General features: G+C 59.3%; 14 protein-coding genes. 6 read left to right on the forward strand and 8 right to left on the reverse strand.

All coding sequences use genetic code 11. The annotated features are described in order from the left end of the window. Window positions 1–109: 109 nt before the first annotated feature. Window positions 110–2092 (reverse strand): nucleoside-diphosphate sugar epimerase/dehydratase, encoded by a 1983-nt coding sequence (locus tag JWS10_RS19530; RefSeq protein WP_299509458.1) that lies wholly within the window; start codon window positions 2090–2092, stop codon window positions 110–112. A 313-nt stretch (window positions 2093–2405) separates the two neighbouring features. Between JWS10_RS19530 and JWS10_RS19535 the strand changes: the two genes are divergently transcribed. Continuing rightward, window positions 2406–4694 (forward strand): glycosyl hydrolase family 28-related protein, encoded by a 2289-nt coding sequence (locus tag JWS10_RS19535; RefSeq protein WP_299509459.1) that lies wholly within the window; start codon window positions 2406–2408, stop codon window positions 4692–4694. Between the two features lie 3 nt (window positions 4695–4697). Here the strand turns inward: JWS10_RS19535 and JWS10_RS19540 are convergent, their stop codons facing one another. After that, window positions 4698–5186 carry a pyridoxamine 5-phosphate oxidase gene (locus JWS10_RS19540; RefSeq protein WP_299509460.1) on the reverse strand — a complete coding sequence of 163 codons (489 nt, stop codon included), beginning with the start codon at window positions 5184–5186 and terminating at the stop codon, window positions 4698–4700. 488 nt (window positions 5187–5674) lie between these two features. Between JWS10_RS19540 and acs the strand changes: the two genes are divergently transcribed. From acs to JWS10_RS19555, 3 genes are all read left to right on the forward strand, one after another. Next, window positions 5675–7636: an acetate--CoA ligase gene (gene acs, locus JWS10_RS19545; RefSeq protein ID WP_299509461.1), complete on the forward strand. Its 1962-nt coding sequence runs from the start codon at window positions 5675–5677 to the stop codon at window positions 7634–7636. 3 nt (window positions 7637–7639) lie between these two features. Next, complete coding sequence (locus JWS10_RS19550) at window positions 7640–8302, forward strand: adenylate kinase (protein WP_299509462.1); 663 nt, start codon at window positions 7640–7642, stop codon at window positions 8300–8302. Window positions 8303–8456: 154 nt separating this feature from the next. Then, a complete protein-coding gene (locus JWS10_RS19555; protein WP_299509463.1) occupies window positions 8457–10247 on the forward strand; it encodes an MFS transporter in 1791 nt (596 codons plus the stop codon). A gap of 84 nt (window positions 10248–10331) precedes the next feature. Here the strand turns inward: JWS10_RS19555 and JWS10_RS19560 are convergent, their stop codons facing one another. Both JWS10_RS19560 and truA read right to left on the reverse strand, forming a co-directional pair. Further along, window positions 10332–10610: a hypothetical protein gene (locus JWS10_RS19560; RefSeq protein ID WP_299509464.1), complete on the reverse strand. Its 279-nt coding sequence runs from the start codon at window positions 10608–10610 to the stop codon at window positions 10332–10334. Window positions 10611–10937: 327 nt separating this feature from the next. After that, window positions 10938–11714 carry a tRNA pseudouridine(38-40) synthase TruA gene (gene truA / locus JWS10_RS19565; protein WP_299509466.1) on the reverse strand — a complete coding sequence of 259 codons (777 nt, stop codon included), beginning with the start codon at window positions 11712–11714 and terminating at the stop codon, window positions 10938–10940. Window positions 11715–11851: 137 nt separating this feature from the next. On the opposite strand from truA, the gene JWS10_RS19570 reads away from it, so the two are divergent. Further along, window positions 11852–13234, forward strand: coding sequence for a YcjX family protein (locus tag JWS10_RS19570; RefSeq protein WP_299509475.1), 1383 nt, complete (start codon window positions 11852–11854; stop codon window positions 13232–13234). Then, on the forward strand, window positions 13231–14250 hold the full coding sequence (locus JWS10_RS19575) for a YcjF family protein (RefSeq protein WP_299509467.1): 1020 nt from the start codon (window positions 13231–13233) through the stop codon (window positions 14248–14250). The genes JWS10_RS19570 and JWS10_RS19575 overlap by 4 nt, the downstream gene beginning before the upstream one ends. 84 nt (window positions 14251–14334) lie before the next feature. Here the strand turns inward: JWS10_RS19575 and argE are convergent, their stop codons facing one another. From argE to JWS10_RS19595, 4 genes are all read right to left on the reverse strand, one after another. Then, on the reverse strand, window positions 14335–15483 hold the full coding sequence (gene argE, locus JWS10_RS19580; protein ID WP_299509469.1) for an acetylornithine deacetylase: 1149 nt from the start codon (window positions 15481–15483) through the stop codon (window positions 14335–14337). 158 nt (window positions 15484–15641) lie between these two features. Further along, window positions 15642–17150: a sterol desaturase family protein gene (locus JWS10_RS19585; RefSeq protein ID WP_299509470.1), complete on the reverse strand. Its 1509-nt coding sequence runs from the start codon at window positions 17148–17150 to the stop codon at window positions 15642–15644. 186 nt (window positions 17151–17336) lie between these two features. Further along, entirely contained in the window at window positions 17337–17969 is a 633-nt protein-coding gene (locus tag JWS10_RS19590; RefSeq protein WP_299509471.1) for an HAD family phosphatase, read from the reverse strand. Between the two features lie 166 nt (window positions 17970–18135). Further along, on the reverse strand, window positions 18136–19664 hold a 1529-nt coding region (locus JWS10_RS19595), incomplete at its 5' end, for a 5'-nucleotidase C-terminal domain-containing protein (protein ID WP_299509472.1).

Genomic DNA, 19664 nt, shown 5'->3' on the forward strand with positions numbered 1-19664 from the left:
AAACTATGGTGGCGGCAGTAAGGTTTTTGCAGATCCGGTTTTGTACGCGCAGTGATGAATAATATTGCGCAGATGGGGTCTCGGCGGGCTGAAGCGCAAACAACCCCGGTCAGCCGTGCACCAAAATCAGTCGGCGCGGGTCCGAACCGACTTTCTCGGGCACATCTTGAGTGGTGTCATCCTCACTCCAGAATTGATCGACGATTTCGCCTGGTGGCTGGTAGGCGGTTTGCTGCTCAATCATAATCTTGCGGATGCGTTCGATATCATTGCGGTCGCAGGCGATGGCGAGTTGGTCGAGGGCGGCGAAAAGCTCGTCCAGCGGCTGACGGCTTTCGGTGGCCGACATGATCCGGGGATGGCTGGTGGATTTCGGGTCATTGCCGATCAGCAGTTCCTCGTGCAGCTTCTCGCCGGGGCGCAGCTGGGTGAACACAATGCCAATCTCACCCTCTTCGGGCTTTTCAACGGAAGGATCGGTAAAGATGACAGGCTTGAGCCCATGCAAACGCGCCATTTTTGCAGCGAGTTCCGTGATCAGAACCGGGTCGCCCATGTCGAGCACAAAGACTTCGCCACCCTGCGCCATGGCACCGGCTTGGATAACAAGCTGGGCGGCTTCGGGGATCGTCATAAAGTAACGGGTGATTTCGGGATGGGTCACGGTCATCGGGCCGCCCGCCTCTATCTGGCGGCGAAACAGCGGAATCACCGAGCCTGACGAGCCGAGCACATTGCCAAAGCGCACCATCGAAATCGTCGTGCCATTGTTGCGCGGCGCATCGGCCAGCGCCTGACAGACCAGTTCGGCCAAGCGTTTCGACGCGCCCATGATGTTGGTGGGACGCACCGATTTGTCGGACGAGATCAGAATGAATGACTTCACTCCGGCGGCGATTGACGCCTCGGCCAAAGTCGCGGTGCCGAATACGATGTTGCGCACACCCTCGGCAATATTGTGTTCGACCAGCGGCACATGCTTGTAGGCAGCGGCATGGTAGACGGTTTCGACCTGAAAATGCCGCAGCGTGCGATCAACCAGACGTGCCGACTTAATGCAGCCCAATACCGCAGAGATCGCAGCAGCAGAGCGCAGCGTGGCCTTGAGGTCGGTCAGTTCTTCCTCAACTGTGTAAAGCGCCAGTTCAGAAATCTCGTAAAGCACCAGACGCGCGGGTTTCAGCCGCAGAATCTGACGGCATAATTCAGAGCCGATTGAGCCGCCAGCACCGGTCACCATCACCACTTTGCCGGTGATATTGGCACCCAGCAACTCGCGGCGTGGCGGCACCGGATCGCGTCCCAGCAGATCTTCGATCTTGATGTCATTGATCTGATCAATGCGGGCCTTGCCCGTCATAATGTCATCAAGACCGGGCACGGACTGGATGAGAACCGGTTGATTTTCCAGCGATTTCAGAATTTCATTTCGGCGCAATTTGGTTGCAGAAGGGATCGCCAGCAACACCAAGTTCACGCCGTTGTCGCGAACCAGCCGCTCTATCTGCGTCGGCGAATACACTCTTATACCACCGACAAGAGTGCCTTGCGCCTGCCGCGAGTCGTCGATGAACGCGACGGGCACATAATCGCTGCGCTGATGCAGCACTTGCAGCAACTGCCGACCCGCAGCCCCTGCCCCGTAAATCGCAACGCGTTCCTTGCGACGGTTTTGCTGATAGGTCATCAGCTCGCGGAAGCCAAAGCGGATGCCGCCAATGCTGAGAAAAGTCAGCATGATGTAGATCAGCGGGACGGCGCGCGGCACCGGAAGGTCAGCCATCTCGATCACGACGCTCATCAAAATGCCTGAAAGAATAGCTCCCCTCAGGATTGTAATCAGCGCGCGTCCGGCGATGTAGCGCAGCACGGCGCGGTAAAAGCCCAATCGAACGAAGATAAAGATCGTGGTTGGCAACACCGGAATTAGCACAACCCAAGATTGCAGATCATGCACAAAGGCAAAGCTTTCAAACTTCAAAACCATTGAAAGGAAGTATACCGCCACCAAAAGCAATACATCGACCGCAACCTGAATGGCTCTTTTGTTAGAACGACTCATCGCCAGAAGCTGCTCTGTCATCGGGTTCATTTAGCGACCTCGGTTATACTTTGGCTTAACATGCTTCGCTAACGCTTCAGTTGAAATTTTTGCCGGATTTGGCCGATTTAGTAAACAATCTGATAACATAGTCTTGGCCCTGAAAATAGCAACGCGGTCGAGCTTATAGGGTATCGCCGCAATATTTTAGGCGATCTGTCGCTCAAAAAACCCAGTTTGGCCTTTGCGTTAGTCCAAAGACAGCGGTCGCTGCAGTTGAGCTTGGTTAACGCTTTGTCGGTAGCACTTCGGCCTCAAGCCCCGAGCGGGTCGGATTGTTGGCACAACTAGGCGAGGTTAGGCGATGAACAAGGCGATTACTCAAGGTCTGGTGTTGATGCCGCCACCGTTTTCGGCGGGACTGGCGCTTTGGTCGCGTGAGGATGGCTTAAGCGGGCAAGGCTCTTACTTGGCGCAACCGAATGCGGCTTATGTGCCTGCCGATCAGGACTTTGCGGGCTGCCTTGAATTGCAAAAGACCAATGCGGTGCAAAAGTTGCGGTGTTTTCAGGCAATCCCGTGCCAACCGGGAATGTATCTGCGGGTGACGGCGCGGGTGAAGGCGATCAGCGGTGCGTTACCAATGGTGCGGATTGCCGGATGGGCGGGCAATGGCTCGGGTGGCAATGTCGGCAGTGCCGATCAAGTCGGGCCAGATGTCGCGCTGACGGGGTACGGCTCGGTGACGGTGGTCAGCGCAATCATTGGCTCGGGCAATCGGCCGGGGGTGGATATGGTGTGGGGCACTGCCCCGGCGTTCGGGCATTTTGGCGTTGATCTGACTGGGCCAACCGGCGGGGTGGTGCGGATTGACGACATCACGATTGAGGACGTGACGGATGTGTTTCACTCCGAGATGTTCGATTTTGTGGATGTGCGGGATTTCGGCGCGGTGGGGGATGGTGTCAGCGATGATCGCGCGGCGTTTGATGCAGCGGATGCGGCGGCGTCGGGTAAGACTGTGGTGGTGTCACCGGGAGTTTATTACATCGCCTCGCATCTGACGTTCGAAAATCCTGTGCAGTTTGAGGGCACCATTGTGATGCCGGACAGCCAGCGACTCGCCTGCACCCGTAATTATAACCTCGACACCTATGCGGCGGCGTTTGGTAGTGAGCTGACCGGGTTCAAAAAGGCGCTGCAGGTGCTGTTCTATTTCACCGATCATGTGACGCTGGATATGAACGGGCGGCGGGTTGAATTGACCGCGCCGATCAACGTCGCGGCCTTGTGCGGTTTGACCAGTTTCTCAACGCGGCGCAGCTTGGTGAATGGCAATCTGGTGGCGGTGCCGGGGACGGCGTGGAACACCCAGAGCATGACGGCGCTTGCGACCTATACGGTGGCAAATCCGCTGATGCTGACGGGGGTGGCCAATATCGCGGCGATTCCGGTTGGCGCGCGGATCAGCGGCACCGGGGTGGGGCGCGAGGTTTATGTGACCTCGAAGAACATCGCCGCCAGCACGATCACCCTGAGCCAACCGTTGTGGGCGGCGGCGGGGACGCGGACATTCACCTTTGATCGCTACGCCTATATGCTCGATTTCTCGGGCTTCGCGGTGCTGACGCGGTTTCAGATCAAAGAGGTGGAGTTTAGCTGCGCCGGTATCGCCAGCGGTATCAATCTCGCGTTGGCGGGGGCGATTTTCGATGTGTCGGAGTGTATGTTCGGGCTGGTGAAAGACCGCGCGATCACCTCGACTGGTGAGGGCTGTCAGGATTTGCACATTGACCGCTGCCAGTTTTTCTCGGCGGATCAGGGGCAGTTGGCGCAGAACCGCAACTCTATCGTGTTCAATGCCAATGCCAACGACATCAAGATCCGCAACAACCGCTCGTCGCGGTTTGGGCATTTTGGCATCGTGGCGGGTTCGGGCGGATTGTTTGCGGGCAACCATTTCTTTGGTGGCGATGACAGCAGCAATGGCATTCGTCGCGCGGGGGTCGTGCTGACGCTGCCGAGTTCAAAGAGCTTTTTCACCGGCAATTATATCGACAACTGTTTTATCGAGTTGTCGAACGAGCATGATGCCGCGCCGGATTACAGCAATGAGTTCTCATTTGGCAGCCTTACAGTGACGGGAGATGTCTTTACCGCGCAGAATGTGGTGGCTTGGTTCAGTTGGATCGTGATCACGCCACGCGGGCCGGGGCATTTCGTCTCGGGTTTATCGGTGACGAGCAATGTGTTTTATGCGCGCTCGGGTGATATTGACCGGGCGGAATCCATCGACACCAGCTATGCGACTCTGGCGTTCAATTCGTTCCGCAACGTGCATTTCGCGCAAAACACCTTCAATGGCGTGGTGAAGCGGGCGCTGAGCCCGATGTTGATTGAGCACACGCAAAACACTGAATCCGACACTTGCGCGGTGAACAGCAGCAACCTGCTGCCATTTGGCGGGCGGGCGCGGAATGTGGTGGCTGTGGTGGCGGAGGGGGCGATTACCAATGGCGCGGGGGTGGCGCAGTTTGTGACACCTTATGCACAGGTGGAGCAGGGCGTGGGCGGGCAGTTTGCCAATCTCAAATGGCCCAGCGCGGTGAAGGGCCGGGTGCAGGTGACGTTGCGGGTGGATAACCCGGCGTGAGGGTTAGCGCAGGTCTTGAGGCGTCAGGCTGAAGGCTTTGCCAAATCCGGCGTTCAGCAGCGCCGATTGCGGCACAAGACGCACGAAAGCGAAATCGGGCAAATCTACGTAAAGGGTCGTCTTCGGATGGCCCTTTAGCCAATGCGCGCGCAGGGCTGGGCGCGCCGGATCATCTGCTGCCACAAACTCTGCATGGGCGCGGATCATCAGGCGGGGGTGGGTCAGCGGATCGCCTTTGTCACCCGGCTCTCCCAGCATCAGCGCGCAGGCGGGGTTGGCGCGCAAAGCTTGGGTATGTGGTGCTAGACCCGATATCAATGCGATTGGGATACCACTTTCATCCAGACCATAAGCGATCCGACTGATACCGGGGGTTTGGCTTTGCGGATCGGTCCACGCCAGCGCGGCGTGTTTGGCTTGCATCAGCGACAGCGCCAACCTGCGGGCTTCGAGATCGGCATCGGCAACAAGATCGGGGCGCTTTTGGGTCATTCCGGGCCTTTGAATAGGAAGGGAGGCCGTCGGTGGCATCGCTAAGGCTGCCGGGCGCTAAGCCCATTGATTATCATCCGAATCACCTGTTTGTGAACGGACGAAATAGCGGCGGATTGGTGGCATCGCAGGAAATGAGCTGAATGGACACCGCAACCTCGGCCTAAGCAATCGCTACACCGCCGATTGGCCTGAGAGGCAAGCCGGCGTTGTACTCGTACTTTCATTGCCACTTTTCTGGATATTTACAATATTCACCGCTTGATCTGTAAACTATTTACAGAAAAATCCCATGAATAAAAAGAGTTACCAAATATTTTACAGATGCTTTATGGTTCTGAGATTAGTTCGGCATTTGTGATGTGTTTATTGTAGGTGGCGAATTTGTGTCCGATGCCCACTAAACGCTTTGGCAAACGGGGGAGCCCTGCTTACACAGCAGGCCGTTATGACAGAGCGAAAGCTTTGACTGGGATGGAGAGAGAACTATGTCCGATCACGCTGCTGCGCAGAAATATGCGGCCTCGGAAGACTTTATTGCCAACGCGCATGTGAACGCCGCACAATACGAAGCGATGTATGCGGCTTCGGTCGCTGAACCGGTGGCGTTTTGGGCCAAGGAAGGCCAGCGCATTGACTGGATCAAGCCGTATAGCCGCGTCAAGAACACCACGTTCAAGCGCGGCGAAGTTTCAATCAAATGGTTCGAGGATGGCACGCTGAACGTGTCCGCCAACTGCATCGACCGCCATATGCTCACCCGCGCCAACCAAACCGCGATCATATGGGAGCCGGATGATCCAAAAACCCCCGCGCAGCACATCACCTATACGCAACTGCTGGAACAGACCTGCCGCATGGCCAATGTGCTGAAAGCACAGGGCGTCAAGCGTGGTGACCGCGTGGTGATCTATCTGCCGATGATCCCGGAAGCCGCTTACGCGATGCTGGCTTGTGCAAGGATCGGGGCCATTCATTCGATTGTTTTCGCGGGTTTCTCACCGGATGCTCTGGCGAACCGGATCAACGATTCTGATGCGAAAGTGGTGATCACCGCTGATTTTGCGCCGCGTGGCGGTAAGAAGACCGGGCTTAAGAACAACGCCGATGCGGCGCTGATGCATTGCGATGATCGGGTGAAATGCTTGGTGGTGAAGCACACCGGTGATCAGACCTCTTGGGTGGATGGCCGCGATATTGATGTGCGCGCCGAGATGGCCGCCGCTAAACCGTACTGCGCCTATGTCGAGATGGGCGCGGAAGACCCGTTGTTTATTCTTTATACCTCGGGCTCGACCGGCAAACCAAAGGGAGTTGTGCATACCTCGGGCGGCTATCTGGTTTACGCCGCGATGACGCATCAGATCACCTTTGATTACCACGATGGCGATGTGTTTTGGTGCACCGCCGATGTCGGCTGGGTGACGGGCCACAGCTATATCATCTACGGCCCGCTGGCGAATGGGGCTACCACGGTGATGTTTGAAGGCGTGCCTACTTTCCCAGATGCCGGACGTTTCTGGGAGGTTTGCGCCAAGCATAAGGTTAGCCAGTTCTACACCGCGCCGACCGCGATCCGCTCGCTGATGGGATTGGGGCCAGAGTGGCCCGCCAAGCATGACCTTTCCAGCTTGAAACTGCTCGGTTCGGTGGGGGAGCCGATCAACCCAGAGGCTTGGAATTGGTATAACCAGCATATCGGCCACAACCGTTGCCCGATTGTGGATACGTTCTGGCAGACCGAAACCGGCGGCCATCTGATCACGCCTTTGCCGGGTGCGATCGCGCAAAAGCCGGGTTCAGCGACGCTGCCGTTCTTTGGCGTGCAGCCGATCATCTTGGACCCTGCGACGGCGCAGGTTCAGACCGCCACCGAAACCGATGGCGTTTTGTGCATCGCTGACAGCTGGCCGGGGCAGATGCGCACGCTTTGGGGTGATCATGCGCGGTTTGAGGAAGCCTATTTCAGCCAATACCCCGGCTATTACTTCACCGGAGACGGCTGCAAGCGCGACGCCGATGGCTATTACTGGATCACCGGCCGGGTTGACGACGTGATCAACGTTTCCGGTCACCGGATGGGCACGGCGGAGGTTGAATCCGCGTTGGTGGCGCATCCGAAAGTCGCTGAAAGCGCGGTAGTCGGCTATCCGCATGATATCAAAGGCCAAGGCATCTACGCCTATGTGACGCTGATGAAGGGCGAAGAACCGAGCGATGCCTTGCGCAAAGAGCTTGAGGCTTGGGTGCGCAATGAGATCGGCCCGATAGCCAAGCCAGATCTTATCCAATGGGCTCCGGGCTTGCCGAAGACCCGTTCGGGCAAGATCATGCGGCGGATTTTGCGCAAGATCGCCGAGAACGACTTCGGTGCGCTGGGCGATATCTCGACCCTCGCCGATCCGGCGGTGGTTGATGATCTGATCGCCAACCGCATGAACAAGGCGTAAGCGATGGCCCCGGTTATCATCCTGCTTGGTCCGCCCGGTGCTGGTAAAGGCACGCAAGCCCGGATTTTGGAGGAGGATTTCGGGCTTATACAGCTTTCGACGGGTGATTTGCTGCGGGCTGCGCTGAGCGCAGGAACCCCGTCAGGGTTGGCGGCGAAAGCTGAGATGGCGGCGGGCGCGCTTGTGTCGGATGAGATCGTTTTGGCGATCCTGAAAGACCGGTTGCGCCAGCCTGATGTGGCAAAGGGCATCATTCTGGACGGGTTCCCGCGCACGGCGGGGCAAGCGGCGGCGCTTGATCAGTTGCTGGCTGAAACCGGGCAAAAGATCACGGCGGCGATCAGCCTTGAGGTTGACGATGCCGCGATGGTGGGCCGGGTTGCGGGCCGCCATAACTGTGCGGCTTGTGGCGAAGGCTACCATGACCAATTCAAACGACCTGCCCGCGCGGGGGTTTACGACAAATGCGGCGGCACGGAGTTCAAACGCCGCGCCGACGATAACGCCGAAACGGTGCGCGACAGGCTGATTGCCTATCACGCCCAGACTGCTCCGTTGATTGCGTATTACGACAGCAAAGGCGTGTTGGAACGGATTGATGCGATGGGTGCCATCGCTGAGATCCGCCAAAGCCTTGGCCAGATCGTAACAGGCATCACGGCCTAAGGGAGTTCTACCCCCGTTGAGGAGCGGGGGCGGAGGAAAGAGCAAAGCGGCAAGGCCATAAGCCTGACCCCCTGCAAAAAGACCGGGGACAGGTTTGCCGCTTTGAATTGGGATGGGAAGCGGCAGCGCGCCGCACAACAAGGGAGGCCAGACAATGGCATATGCAGCAGATGTGGGCACACGCTCACGTCCAATGACGGCGGAGGAACGCAAGGTCATTCTGGCCTCGTCCGCCGGCACGATTTTTGAGTGGTATGACTTCTACCTCTACGGCTCGCTCGCGGCGATCATCGGCGCGCAGTTCTTCACGCCGTTCCCCGAAGCCACCCGCAACGTGTTTGCGCTGCTGGCGTTTGCAGCGGGCTTTATCGTGCGGCCGTTCGGCGCGCTGGTGTTCGGCTCATTGGGTGACTTGATCGGGCGGAAATACACCTTCCTGATGACCATTATGATCATGGGTGTCTCGACCTTCCTCGTCGGTCTGTTGCCGAGTTATTACTCTTGGGGCATCGCCGCTCCGATCATCCTTGTCGGCTTGCGAATGTTGCAGGGCTTGGCTTTGGGTGGTGAATATGGTGGCGCTGCGGTTTATGTAGCTGAACACGCGCCGCAAAACCAACGCGGCTATTTCACCGCGTTTATCCAGACCACCGCAACGCTTGGTTTGCTTTTGTCGCTGATCATCATTCTTATGGTGCAGGGCTATGTGAACGGCAACTATCCTGACCAGCCGGTGCTGGATGCGATGGGAGTGGCTACGACCGCCGCCGATGGCTCGCCTGCGATGATGAAAGCTTTCAACGCTTGGGGCTGGCGTATTCCGTTCTTGGGTTCAATCGTTTTGCTGGCTATTTCGCTGTATATCCGCCTGCAAATGAACGAAAGCCCGGCGTTTAAGAAGATCAAGGAAGAAGGCTCGGCGTCGAAAGCACCGTTGCGGGAAGCCTTTGGTCAATGGAAAAACGCCAAAATCGCGCTGATCGCGCTGTTTGGTCTGACGGCGGGTCAAGCGGTTGTCTGGTATTCCGGGCAGTTCTACGCGCTGTTCTTCATTCAGAACGTGGTGAAGGTCGATAGCTTTACCTCGAACGTGCTGGTGGCTTGGTCGCTGATCTTGGGCACCGGTGGCTTTTTGTTCTTCGGATCTTTGTCGGACCGGATTGGCCGCAAGCCGATCATTCTGGCAGGCTGTTTGCTCGCGGCGCTGACCTATTTCCCGATCTTTAAAGCGCTGACCTATACGGCAAACCCGATGCTGGCCCACGCGCACGAAACCGCGATTGTAGTGAGCGCCGATCCGGCTGACTGCTCGTTCCAGTTCAACCCGGTTGGCACTGCGAAGTTCACCAACTCTTGCGATATCGTCAAAGCAGCGCTGACCTCGCGTTCGGCAAACTCCGAGACGGTTGACGCGGCACCCGGCACGATTACCTCGGTTAAGGTCGGAGCAACCGATATCCCCGGCTATGCTGCAAAAGGCACAGCAGAGGAGAACGCAGCTGCCAAAGCCGCGTTCGACAAATCGCTGAATGATGCGCTGACCACGGCGGGCTATCCAATTGTCGCGGCTGGCAATACCACGGTGGCTAAAGCTGCGCATTTCTTCGATATCTTCACCGCGCAAAAACTGAAGATCGTGGTGATCCTGACCTATCTGATCCTGCTGGTGACGATGGTATACGGCCCGATTGCAGCCATGTTGGTGGAATTGTTCCCGACCCGCATCCGCTATTCGGGCATGTCGCTGCCCTACCACATCGGCAACGGCTGGTTCGGTGGCCTGCTGCCAGCAACCGCCTTCGCGATCTCGGCGCAGTCTGGCAACATCTACGCGGGCCTGTGGTATGCGATTGTCATCGCCGTGATGACCGTGGTGATCGGCACGATCTTTGTGCCAAACGGGACGCATAAGAAAGACATCTTCTCGGACGCGAACAACCGCTAAGAGAACTTGAGATCAGCAAAACGGCCGGGAGGAAACTCCCGGCCCTTTTGCTATTTGGAAGCTGTGAGTTGAAGCGGCGCGGGCCTAGCCGCGCAACCGCTGAAACAACGTCCAAGCTGCCAGAATAACCGCCAAAATCACCAGATTTGCGAGCAATCCAACCAGCATAGCCTGCATCAGCGGGACGCTGGTGGCTTGCATTGTGCTCGGTAAAATCACCGCCACAAACACCGCCCCCGCCGCGAGTGGTATCCACACACCCGAAGCCGCCCGCGTCCGTAGCATGGTGATAAACAGAGCGATCAGCAGCCCGATGCGGAAGAGATCAGAGAGTTGGCTAAGGAACAGATCAGAAAGGGTCATGCAGGCTCCAATGCTTTTCGCAACAATAGGCGATGGGGTGCGGATGGTCTAGCAGGCGCTGCGCCCTGCATCCACCAAGGCGGGGGCCAGCCCCCGCACCCCCGGGATATTTGAGCAGAGAGGATGACCATTAACGTTAATCGACTGTTAACCCGAATCGCTCAAACTCAACGAGCGGTACAGCCGGGGACGCCGATGACCGTCAGAGGGGATGACGCTCCGGGGCCAGATAAGATCTGACGCCGGGGCGTCTGAACCAACTTTCGTCATCCTCTCTGTATAAATATCCCGGGGGTCCGGGGGCTGGCCCCCGGCTTGGTTGCCGCCTCAAATCCACGCAAACGGGTCCACCGGATACCCCACCCCGGTCATATACAACCCATCGGGCGGCGACACTGGCCCACAGGCTTGGCGATCCGCTGCCTCCAATGCCACCCCCACCTGATTGGGCGTCCAAGCCCCCGCACCGACCCGCTCCAGCGTGCCGACAATCGAGCGCACTTGGTTGTGCAAGAAACTGCGCGCCCGCAGGGTGAAGCGGTATTCCACGCCTGCCGGATAGGGCAGCTCTGCAACCGTTACCTCATCCAGCGTCTTTACCGGGCTTGCCGCCTGACAGTTGGTTGAGCGGAACGTGGTGAAATCATGTTTGCCGATCAGATGCGCAGCTCCCGCCCGCATCGCGTCCACATCCAGCGGCGAGTGCACCCGCCACACCCGACCCATATCATGGGTCGCAGGCGCGCGCCGGGCCACAAGGCGAAACAGATAGCGCCTCTCCCGCGCCGAGAACCGCGCGTGGAAATCCTCCGCCACCTTTACCACCGCCAGCACCGAAACCGGATGCGGCCGCAGATGCGCGTTCAGGGCCGAGGCGAGGCGGAACGGGTCCCACTCTTTCGCCAAATCGCAATGCGCCACTTGTCCGGTCGCATGCACACCGGAGTCCGTCCGACCTGCGGCGGCAATGGTATGCGGCCCCGGCTCCAGCCGTGCCAAAGCCGCCTCTATCGCGCTTTGCACCGTCAACTGGCCCGCCGCTTGGCGCTGCCAGCCGTTGAACGGTCCGCCGTCATAGTCGATGAGCATGGCATATCTGGGCATAAGCCTTCAGTTACCGCGCCGATACCGTCCTGTCCATGCTTTGGAAACCCGCCACGCCTTCCAAAACCGCCGCCCCCGCCCTATGTTCACCGCAAGCAATAGGATGAGCGCAGTTGTTTTCTGGACTAACCCACGGCATTGCCCGGCAAATTGAGGCCGCAGCCTCGGCCTTGACCGGCTATGAACCCGTGTTGCGGATCGGCGTTACCGGGCTTTCCCGCGCTGGTAAAACCGTGTTCATCACCAGCCTTGTGGCCAACCTTTTGGACCGCGCCCGGATGCCGCAACTTAGCGCACAGGCGCAAGGCCGCATTGAGGCTGTGTATCTGCAACCGCAGCCCGACGACACCCTGCCGCGCTTTGCTTATGAAGATCACCTCGCCGCGATGACCGGCAATGATCCGCGTTGGCCGCAATCGACGCGTGCGGTGTCTGAGTTGCGGCTGTCGTTTCGCACCCGGCCGCAGGGGTTTATCAACAGCCTTTCCGGCCCGCGCACCGTGCATGTCGATATCGTTGACTACCCCGGGGAGTGGTTGCTCGACCTCGCTTTGCTGGATAAATCCTACACCGAGTGGTCGGAGGAAACGCTTCACCGTATCACCAAACGCCCCCAAGCTGCTGATTTCATGGCACATGCGCGCGCCGAGGATGGCGCCTTGCGGTTGCAGGAACCGCGCGCGGCAGCCCTCGCGGCGCGCTTCACCGACTATCTGAAAGCCGCCCGCGCTGATGGTTGGTCCGATTGCACCCCCGGTCGCTTCCTGCTGCCGGGTGATCTCGCGGGCTCGCCTGTGCTGACCTTCGCGCCACTGCCTGCGCCTGCCTCGACCCCGCGCAATAGCCTTTGGCGCGAGATGCAGCGCCGTTATGATGCCTATAAATCCCGCGTCATCCAGCCGTTCTTTCGCGAGCATTTCGCCAAGATTGATCGCCAGATCGTGCTGGTCGATGTGCTAAGCGCCCTCCATCAAGGCCCGCAAGCGGTGGAAGATTTGCGCCGCACGATGGCCGATGTTCTGGAAGCGTTTCGCCCCGGTCGCAACGGCTGGCTGACGGGTATCTTGGGCGGCAAACGGGTGGAAAAAATCTTGTTCGCGGCCACCAAAGCTGACCATCTGCACCATCACCAGCACCCGGCGTTGACCGGGATCATGCGCGCGATGTTGCGAGAAGCGGTCTCCCGCGCCGATTTCGCTGGCGCGCAGACGGCGGCGATTTCGATGGCATCCTTGCGCACCACCATTGAGGAAACCGTGCAGCGTGAAGGGGTTAGCCTTGATGCTGTGCGGGGCCGTTTGTTGTCGAATGGCAAGCAGGCGGTGATGTATCCGGGCCAACTGCCCAGCGATCCAGCCCGCCTGCTGTCGCCCGCGCGTGAGGGTGCCGAGAAATGGCTGGATGCCGATTACGCGCTGATGGAATTTGCGCCCGCCCGCACCACTTTGCGCCCCGGCGAAGGCCCGCCGCATATCCGGCTGGACCGTGCCGCCGAATTTCTGATCGGAGATCGGTTGTGAGCCCGCTTGAAGACCAACCCCGTCTGCATGGCCCGCTGATGCAGGAATATGAAGGCGACGCCGCCGATCCCGGTTTGGCCGATGCCGTGCCCGATGCCGGTGCCGCGCGTGCGCTGCATACGGCCGCGTTTCTTGCCCAGCGCCGGGGTTCGGGTTTCAAGCGGTTTGCGCTTTGGGTATTCGGCAGCCTGTTCACGCTGGTGCTTTCAGTCTCGGCGTGGAATTTTGTGATCGGATTGTTCAGCGCAAACAATGCTCTGGGTTGGCTGGCCTTTGTGCTGTTGATCTTGGCTTTGTTCGTCGTGGTGGTGCTGGCGGGCAAAGAGTTGATGGCGTTTTCCCGCATGGCGCGCTTGGACAAGCTGCGGGTGGCCGCTGCTGAAGCGCGTTTGGCGGCCGATCTTAAAGCGGCCCGCGCCGTAGTGGCCAGCATCGCCAGCCTTTATACCGACCGTGCCGATACCGCTTGGGGCCGCGCCCGTCTGGCCGAGCGTGAGGCGGATGTGTTCGATGCCGACGCATTGTTGTCGCTGGCCGAGGTTGAGTTGATGGCCCCCTTGGATCGCGCCGCTTTGGCCGAGGTCGAAGCCGCCGCGCGCCAAGTCGCCACCGTCACCGCCTTTGTGCCGTTGGCTTTGGCCGATGTGGCGACGGCGCTTTATTCCAACCTCAAGCTGATCCGGCGTTTGTCGGAGATTTACGGCGGGCGCTCGGGCAGCATGGGCAGTTTTCGCCTGATGCGGCGGGTGTTTTCGGCGCTTCTGGGCGCAGGCGCGATTGCTTTGGCGGATGATCTGGTGGGCTCGGTGGCCTCTGGCGGTATCCTCGCGAAAATCTCACGGCGATTTGGTGAAGGCGTGGTGAATGGCGCTTTGACAGCGCGGGTGGGTCTGGCCGCGATGGAGTTGTCGCGCCCGATGCCATTCGTCGCACTGCCCCGGCCCGGTACTTCTGCCACCACCAGTCGGGCTTTGGCCGGGCTATTCGGACGGGCCGAGAAGGCGGGGCAGGAATAGCTAAAACAACGGCGCCCCGGACTTGATCCGGGGCCTCGCTTCAGCTGCCATGAGGCCCCGGATCGAGTCCGGGGCGGCGTGGGATTAAAAACCGGCCTCGCAGCGATCGACCAAAGCCGCCAACATTTCGCGGCAGCGCTCAATCTGTTCGACCGACACAAACTCGTCCGGCTTGTGGCCCTGCGCCATCGACCCCGGCCCGCAGATCACTGTCGGGATACCAAGCCGCGCATTGAACAAACCGCCCTCGGTGCCGAAAGCCACCTTGATCGTGCCATTCGCCCCGGTCAGCGATTTGACAAAATTGACCACCGCCGCATCCGAAGGCGTGCCCAAGCCGGGGTAATCCCACAGCCGTTCAATCCTGATCTCAGCCTCGGGAAACTCTGTCCGCAGCGGGGTCACAATAGCTGCCGCCCCTGCCCGCAGATCGGCAATCAAAGCGTCGGTATCCTCACCCGCGAGGCTGCGGATCTCGAAATCAATCACCGCCGCGTTGGGCACGATATTAACCTGAACGCCGCCGTTCAGCTTGCCGACATGCAGCGTCGAGTAGGGCACATCATAGTCGCCATCACGCAAGCCCGTCGCCGCCACCCGCGCCTGCAAGTTGCGCACAACATTGACGAAATCCGCCGCCAGATGCAGCGCATTCAGCGCGAGCGGGGCCAGCGCCGAATGGCCTTCGCGGCCCACACAGGTCGCCCGCAGAGCAATCTTGCCTTTGTGACCAGTGGCGACCTGCATCGCAGTAGGTTCTCCCACGATACACAGCCGTGGGCGGATTGGGGCTGTTTGCAGCATATCAATCAGGCTGTGCACGCCCATGCAGCCGATCTCCTCATCATAAGACAAAGCCAGATGCAGCGGCACTTTCAGCGGGCGTTTGGCTGCGTTCAGAACCGCCTCAATCGCGCAGGCGGCGAAGCCCTTCATATCGGTGGCACCCCGGCCGTAGTAGCGGGCATCCTTCTCGGTCAACGCAAACGGCGGCACCGTCCACGCCTGACCTTCAACCGGGACGACGTCGGTATGACCCGACAGCATCACGCCGGGCAGGTCTTGCGGGCCCACCGTGGCGTAGAGATTGGCTTTGCCGCCTGCCAGATCGGGGATCAGGGTGGAGGGGATGCCAGACTCGGCGAGCAGGTTCTGCACATATTGCATCAGCGCGATATTGGGTTTGGAACTGACCGTGTCAAAACTCATCAACCGTTCAAAAATCGCGCGCATCGGGGTCTCCCTTGGTTGCGCGCAGGGTAGACTGAAGCGGTGCGAGGGGGAAGCCGTGACGCGGTTTGTTTCGCTGAAGCCGATCAGGGTGAGATTATGCGATGGCTATGGCACGTATCCCGCAGCCCGTTTCCGTTTGGTTTAACGCGCTTGCAGGGTCAGATGTTTTCGGGCTTGCGTGCGACCGATGCTTCAAGCCAACCAAGACGCAGGCCGGGGATGAGCATCGGCACGCGCGCCGCGTAATCTGCGTATTCGGGGAAAGTCTGCCGCAGCACAGCTTCTTCGTATTGCGCACGGCGGACCTGAAGCACGAGCCAGATGGCGCCCAGACCGAAGGCTAAGGCCGTACCATGGCCCAGAACGACTCCGAAGATCATCAGCACTTCCGCGGCGTAAAGTGGATGCCGCACGGTATTGTAAGCCCCTTGCGTCTTGAGCGCGCGTGAGGTTGCCATGATTGAGAACGACCGGCCAAGTTGGCGTAGGCAGTAAATCGACACCATTGAACCAATCGTGACCATAACGCTGGAAATGATGCGCGTCTCGGCCGAGATCGCTTGCGGCGGGATCACGATAAGCAGCGACATGATGAAAGTGCCAACAATCGCGACAATGCGTGAGGTGACCCCGGTGGCGCTTTCGCGCGGCGGCAACCGGGTGATGGTGTAATAGAGCACGAAACCCAAAAAGGCGGTGCCGCCGATGAGCGAGCAAATCGCGAGTTCCCACAGCGGGATCGAGTCGCGGTTCACCACGACCGAAATCAAAGACAGCACCTGTTGATAGCCGAAATAGCCGAAAGCAAGCAGCATGGCGAGTTTGCCGAGATTGTCCTCTGAAGCGCGGGTCTTTTCGGTAGCGGACATGCGGGTTTCCAATCTGTTGGAGGGGGCGGCCTGCATCAGCGAACGCGCAAGGCTGCGGAAAGGGTGGATCAACTGCATAGGGTAGTTGCGCGGCATCGGTTCGTTCAGACCATAAGATTTCGGGCGGCGCTTGATCGGCAGGAAGATCGTTCCCGCAATCACATCAATGATCGACAGCTGCGCGGCGAAGTTGCGATCATAGGCATCGCGCTCATTGGCATGGTGCCAGTGATGATATTCGGGCGATGCGACCAGCCACTTCAACGGGCCAAATTTAATGCGCAGGTTGGAATGCAACAGCAGCGCATGAGCCTGATAAATCATCTGATGAATCGCCAACGCCTCAAGCGAGAAGCCCATCACCCAGATCGGTAGCATCGACAGCGTGTTGGAGAAAATCTGGTCAACCGGATGCACCCGATGTGTGGCCAGCCAATCCATCTCTTCGACGCTGTGGTGGACAGCGTGAAACTTCCACAAAGCGGGCACGGTGTGGCAGATGCGATGTGCGGTGTAATAGCCACTATCGGCAAGAATGATCGCGAGCGTCACCTGCGCCCAGATTGGCAGGGCTCCGGTCCAGCGGATCGGGTTCGGCCCGGCAATATAAGCGATGCCCAGCATGAGCGCGCCTGCCACTAAGGTGAACCCTGCCCGCACGACAAAGCCATTCACCAGCACGTAGATAAGATCATTGAGCCAGTCGCGCCGCAGCGTACGTTGTTCGGGGTGCAGCGGCAGCAATTTCTCCAACGGGATGAATATGCAGGCCAAAACAAAGATAGCGGTGTAGTCCATGACAGATGCGCCCCCGGGGTGGTCTCCGGAGGAATTGACCGTCAAAGCATGGCCTAATTAAGGAATTGCGGTGTTGTCGAAAGGGAAACAGTCGCGGCACGGATAAAGCGCGGCGTTCGGTTTATCGAGCGCGCAGAGCCTTTAAGATCAGCGCGTTCGGTTGGCTTTGCGGCAGTTCACTGGGGGTTAGATCAGCAGACCCGCATGTCTTGCGCCTGCGAGGAGATTGTCGGCCAAGTGATGCGCCCAGCGGCCTTGGCTGGGAACGACGTCGGGAATTTGCACGACGAAACAGCCAGCGCGGTGGGCGGCTTCGGCACCGGTTTCGCTGTCTTCAAACACCAGACACCGGTCGGGCGAGACACCCAGTTTCTCGGCAGCGAGCAGATAGGGCGCGGGATCGGGCTTGGGGGCGGTCACATCATCGACGGTGATGATCAGATCGAACATCTCGGCGATGCCCGCAACCGCCAGCTTGTGATGCGCTTCGCGGCGACCAGAAGACGTGACAAGCGCCATCGGCAGCAACCGGGCTTGCAGCAGAGCTTCGGCGCCGGGTTTCAGGGCCAAGCCGTTCAAATCCATCGCGGCACGAAAGCCGCCCTGCCACAGCGGATGCAGCGCGGTTTGATCAAGGTTGGGCAGCAAGGCTTTGATCATTTTGCCACTGGTGGGTAAATCGACGCCGACCAGTTGATGCAGAAAAGCTTCGCTCACCGGGTGGCCCAGTTCTGCGAAAGCGGCGAGGCCAGCCGCCATCGCCAGACTCTCGGTGTCGATCAGAGTGCCGTCGAGATCGAAGAAGATAGCGTCAAACATGCGTAGCCCCGGTTTTGCGGCGTCGATAGAGCAATGCGCCCTGACGCTGAACAAGAATTTGCCGCAGCGCCGTCAACTTGCGGTGAAGATCGGCAGGGCGATTGGCGGCACTGAAAGAGGTGCCGTGCTGAGGAGTGTAGAGAAACATCAACGCGCTGATAGCCGATCACAGATGCAGACGAAAGCGCCGAAAGCCATCTTGTTGCAACTCTAGCGGCTCTAGTCGCAGATGCGGCACATCGGGCAGATGATCAATGGCGCTGGGGTTGAGATTGATCGTGAGAGTGGTGCCGGGCATCGGCACAAAGCTCCAAGACGGGTGCTTCGAGATAGACTGTGGCACGGCACCGGCGCGCAGATATTGCGCCAATACCTCGCGGTTGCTTTCGAGACCATCGTAGACGACCTGATCGGTGCCAGTGCCAGCAAAACCCGCACCGCCTGCGGCACGGTAGCTGTTGGTGGCCAACACGAACTGCTGGTCGGGCTGCACCGGTTGGCCAAGGTATGCCAGTGCGGTGATGCGGTGGGTTTGCGGCGCTACCACCCGACCATAGGGATTAAATCGCGCGGGCTGGCTGAGGTCAATCTGGTAAGTCACCCCGTGGATTACGTCAAAGTTGAAACTCGGGAAATCCTCGTCGATCAGCGGGGCATCGCATGATTGTGGCGCGATCTGGTGAAACAAGCTGACCGAACGTTCCAGCCAATCGGCAATATCCTGACCGCTGACGCGCAGACACGACAGGCTGTTGGGGTGGACGTAAAGGTCGCTGAGATGGCGGGCGCGCAGCGGGCCTGCCGGAATGTCGGTGTAGTTTTCCGGGCCGCCGCGACCGCCTGCTTTGAACGGCGCAACGGCCGACAGCATTGGCAAATTTGCGAGTGGCCCGTCGGCCAACGCGTGCTTAAGACGCTCCGCCTGGGCTGCGGCCACCAGTGTCAGCGCCGCAGTCTGCGTGAGCAGCGCAAAATGGCTGTGCAGCGGGATCGGAGTGCTGCCGATTTCGGCATCAATGCGGGCTAGCAGGGTGTCATGCGCGGGGCGGGCGATCTCGGCAATAGCGGCATCATCGCCGACCAAGGGCACGACTTCGCCTGTAGCGGGATCCCGGCGCGACACGGCGCGGGTTTCGTTGGTAAAACTGGCGACGCACCAATCTTTGCCGGTCTTGCGCAGGGTAAGGTCGATCACCCCCAGATGCGAGCCGAAGAAACCCGGCATGACGGCTGGCTTGCCCGCAAGGTTGTGGCGGGCAGCAGTCGGAAAGGTCAAATGGGTGTGGCCAGCGATCACGACGTCAATCTCGTCAATTTCGGCAAGCGCGGAACTGGCGTTCTCGGCACCCAGCCCGGGCTCAACCTCACCAATGCCGGAATGTGACAGCGCAATGATCAAATCTGCACCACGGGCGCGCAATTCAGGTGCCAGCAGGCGGGCGGAGGCGGTGATGTCGTCAACAGACGCACGGCTTTTCAGATAGCGCTTTTCCCAGACTGTTGTTTGCGGTGGAATGAAGCCCAGCACGCCGATTTTCAGCCGATGTAGACTGCCGCTGCTGTCGCGAAACTCTCGGTCGAGTATAAGGAATGGTTCGGCCAGCGGCGCGCCTCGGGTGGGTTTGAAATAGAGGTTTGAGCAGACCATTGGAAACCGCGTGGCAGCCAGCGAGCGACGCAAAAAACCCAAGCCAT

The organism is Cypionkella sp. (genome assembly GCF_028290025.1).
Classification (GTDB): Bacteria; Pseudomonadota; Alphaproteobacteria; order Rhodobacterales; family Rhodobacteraceae; genus Cypionkella.

Excerpts from the sequence above, each read along its gene's own strand:
- JWS10_RS19560 (WP_299509464.1), bottom strand. The coding sequence starts at position 10,610 with ATGACCCTTTCTGATCTGTTCCTTAGCCAACTCTCTGATCTCTTCCGC.
- JWS10_RS19535 (WP_299509459.1), top strand. The coding sequence starts at position 2,406 with ATGAACAAGGCGATTACTCAAGGTCTGGTGTTGATGCCGCCACCGTTT.
- acs (WP_299509461.1), top strand. The coding sequence starts at position 5,675 with ATGTCCGATCACGCTGCTGCGCAGAAATATGCGGCCTCGGAAGACTTT.
- JWS10_RS19540 (WP_299509460.1), bottom strand. The coding sequence starts at position 5,186 with ATGACCCAAAAGCGCCCCGATCTTGTTGCCGATGCCGATCTCGAAGCC.
- JWS10_RS19590 (WP_299509471.1), bottom strand. The coding sequence starts at position 17,969 with ATGTTTGACGCTATCTTCTTCGATCTCGACGGCACTCTGATCGACACC.
- JWS10_RS19585 (WP_299509470.1), bottom strand. The coding sequence starts at position 17,150 with ATGGACTACACCGCTATCTTTGTTTTGGCCTGCATATTCATCCCGTTG.
- JWS10_RS19530 (WP_299509458.1), bottom strand. The coding sequence starts at position 2,092 with ATGAACCCGATGACAGAGCAGCTTCTGGCGATGAGTCGTTCTAACAAA.
- truA (WP_299509466.1), bottom strand. The coding sequence starts at position 11,714 with ATGCCCAGATATGCCATGCTCATCGACTATGACGGCGGACCGTTCAAC.
- argE (WP_299509469.1), bottom strand. The coding sequence starts at position 15,483 with ATGCGCGCGATTTTTGAACGGTTGATGAGTTTTGACACGGTCAGTTCC.
- JWS10_RS19555 (WP_299509463.1), top strand. The coding sequence starts at position 8,457 with ATGGCATATGCAGCAGATGTGGGCACACGCTCACGTCCAATGACGGCG.
- JWS10_RS19550 (WP_299509462.1), top strand. The coding sequence starts at position 7,640 with ATGGCCCCGGTTATCATCCTGCTTGGTCCGCCCGGTGCTGGTAAAGGC.